The organism is Streptomyces phytophilus (assembly GCF_013870535.1).
In the GTDB taxonomy this organism is placed as follows: Bacteria; Actinomycetota; Actinomycetes; order Streptomycetales; family Streptomycetaceae; genus Streptomyces; species Streptomyces phytophilus.
Map to the genome: position 1 here is coordinate 1 of NZ_JACBXC010000903.1, position 2498 is coordinate 2498.

At 73.2% G+C, this 2498-nt stretch carries 3 protein-coding genes and 1 pseudogene; 3 read left to right on the forward strand and 1 reads right to left on the reverse strand.

The window, feature by feature from the left end:
- The coding region (locus H5J30_RS26920) for an ATP-binding protein (RefSeq protein WP_181789924.1) at window positions 1–441 on the reverse strand (441 nt) is incomplete at its 3' end.
- Window positions 442–675: 234 nt separating this feature from the next.
- Here H5J30_RS26920 and H5J30_RS26925 point away from each other — a divergent pair.
- From H5J30_RS26925 to H5J30_RS26935, 3 genes and pseudogenes are all read left to right on the forward strand, one after another.
- The gene (locus H5J30_RS26925) at window positions 676–1536 is read left to right on the forward strand and encodes a Sco1979 family transcriptional regulator (protein ID WP_181789925.1); all 861 of its coding nucleotides are present in this window, start codon (window positions 676–678) and stop codon (window positions 1534–1536) included.
- Window positions 1537–1785: a DUF397 domain-containing protein gene (locus H5J30_RS26930; RefSeq protein WP_027746483.1), complete on the forward strand. Its 249-nt coding sequence runs from the start codon at window positions 1537–1539 to the stop codon at window positions 1783–1785. It abuts the gene before it with no gap.
- A 333-nt stretch (window positions 1786–2118) separates the two neighbouring features.
- Window positions 2119–2498 (forward strand): annotated as a pseudogene (locus tag H5J30_RS26935) (LLM class flavin-dependent oxidoreductase); the annotation flags it as partial.

Sequence of the window (2498 nt, forward strand, 5' to 3'; positions counted from 1 at the left end):
ACGGCCGGACCCCGAACGAGCAGCCCCGGAGCGGCCGGACAGCGTGCGCGGGGCGGCGGCTCCCCCGGCCTCCGACGCCTCCCGCAGCAGCTCCGCCCAGACCACCAGACCCGGGCCGGGCCGGGCGTCGTACGCCCCCCAGCTGCTGCTCACCGCGGTGACGAGCAGGAGCCCCCGACCCTGCTCGTCCGCGGACGACCGCTGCACCCGCAGGCTTCCCGGCTCGGCACCCTGGTCGGTGACGGCCAGCCGCAGGCGGTCGGCGCTGCAGTGCAGCTCGCACCCTATGCGCCGACTCCCCGTGTGCAGCAGTGCGTTGGTCACCAGCTCCGAGAGGACGAGGGTGGCACTGTCGCCGACCTCGCCCTCCACCCCCCAGCGGTGCAGCTGCTCGCGGGCCAGCCGGCGGGCCACCGTGACGGCGTCCGCCTGACCTGGCACCTCGAAACCGCACCGCGACGCATCCGCCCCCGAACGGATCCCCGGCAAGCCGGGGTCCCGTGTCACGACCCCCGTGCGATGCGGCTGTGTGGACTGGCTCACGTTTCAAACTATGGCCCCGCCGCGACCACTTGGCAACCCGCACTGTGAATTTTTCAGAGTTGCCGTTGCACTGTGTCCGTCAAGCTCTGGGCGTGGCACACTGCTTGAGGCAGTCCGACAGGGAGGTATGGCGTGAGCGAACCGCGGTCCGCGCCGACCGTGGGGCAGGTCGTGCTCGGCAAGCGGCTCCAGGAGCTGCGCGAGCGGGCCGGGCTCAAGCGTGAGGAAGCCGCCAGGACCCTGCGCGTCGCCCCGGCCACCGTGCGCCGGATGGAGACCGCCGAAGTCGCGCTGAAGGTCCCGTACGTCCAGGTGCTGCTCCAGGCGTACGGCATCGACCGGGAGGAGATCGACTCCTTCGTCGCGCTGACCGAGGAGGCCAACCAGCCGGGCTGGTGGCAGCGCTTCCACGACATCCTGCCCGACTGGTTCAGCATGTACGTGAGCCTGGAGGGCGCGGCGTCGCTCATCAGGTCGTACGAGCCGCAGTTCGTGCCCGGCCTGATGCAGACCGAGGACTACGCGCGGCACGTGCTGAAGGTCGGCTCCCTCGGCCGCGGCACGCCCGCCGAGATCGAGCGGCACGTCGCGCTGCGCATGGAGCGCCAGGAACTGCTCACCCGCGAGCACGCGCCGCGGTTCTGGGCGGTGGTCGACGAAACGGTACTGCGCCGTCCGGTGGGCGACGGCGCGGTGATGCGCGCGCAGATCGACAGGCTCCTCGACCTCGCGTCCCTGCCCAACGTCACGCTCCAGATGGCGGAGTTCCGCACCGGGCACCACCCGGGCACGTACAGCCCCTTCGTCCTCTTCCGGTTCGCCATGCCCGAGCTGCCGGACATGATCTACACCGAGTACCTCACCGGTGCCGTCTACCTCGACGGCCGGCACGAGGTGGCCACACACCTCGCCGCCCTGGACCACATGGCGGCCCAGGCGGCGACGGCGAAACGCACGAAGGACGTCCTCCGGGACTTCCGCAAGGAGCTGTGAATGGAACGCATTTACAACGGCATGCCGGCCGCGGACCTCGGCACCGAGGGCTGGCACAAGCCGTGGAGCGGCGGCAACGGCGGCAACTGCGTCGAGGCCATGAGGCTCAAGGACGGCCGGATAGCGGTACGGCACTCGGCCCACCCGGACGGCCCCGCCCTCATCTACACCCCCGGTGAGATGGACGCGTTCATCGAGGGCGCCAAGGCGGGCGAAGCCGACTTCCTGCTCTCGCGGAGCCCGGCGTGACCGCGCCCGGCGCCGTGCCCGCGCACCGACCGCGGCGCCTCCAGGTCCACTCGCCGTCCCTGCCGGACGGCGAGCCCATCCCGGCGAACGGGGGTGTGGCCCGCACGCACTGACGCGGGCCGCCGGCCGGGAGCACAGTGAGGGAGGGGACACCCCGGGGGGGTCCCCTCCCTCGGCGTTCGCGGGGGTACGGGAGCCCAACACCGCCCCGCGGCGCGGCACATGAAATTCCAGAAATCATGAACCGTGGGTGTACGCACCGCTGCCTTCCGCGACGTATCGGCGTACGGTATGCCCCCGATGGCCCTCATCAGCCACTCGGGGAGGCCCGCGATGAGCGCATCTCCACTCCCGTCCCCCGGCGCCGCCGGGGCCGGCGCCGCGCGGGCGGTCCGCGTCGGGGTGCTGCTCCCCCGGCTGCCGGAGGAGCCCGGCGCCTGGCTCGCGGAGTGCGCGGCGTACGACTCCGCCGGCGCCGACGCGCTGTGGCTGGACGGCGGTCCCGACCCGGCGCACGACGTGCTGGCGCTCGCCGCCGCCGTGGCCGCCGCCACGAGCCGGGCGCAGCTCGTCGTCGGGCTGCCCGACAGCGTCCCGCAGGCCGCGCTGCTGGCCCGCACGCTGGCCACCGTCGTGCTGCTCAGCGGCGGCCGGCTCGCGCTCGCGGCCGGCTCCCGGCGGTGCGCAGAACTCGTCGCCGTCGCCCCCGCGGT

Excerpts from the sequence above, each read along its gene's own strand:
- H5J30_RS26930 (WP_027746483.1), top strand. The coding sequence starts at position 1,537 with ATGGAACGCATTTACAACGGCATGCCGGCCGCGGACCTCGGCACCGAG.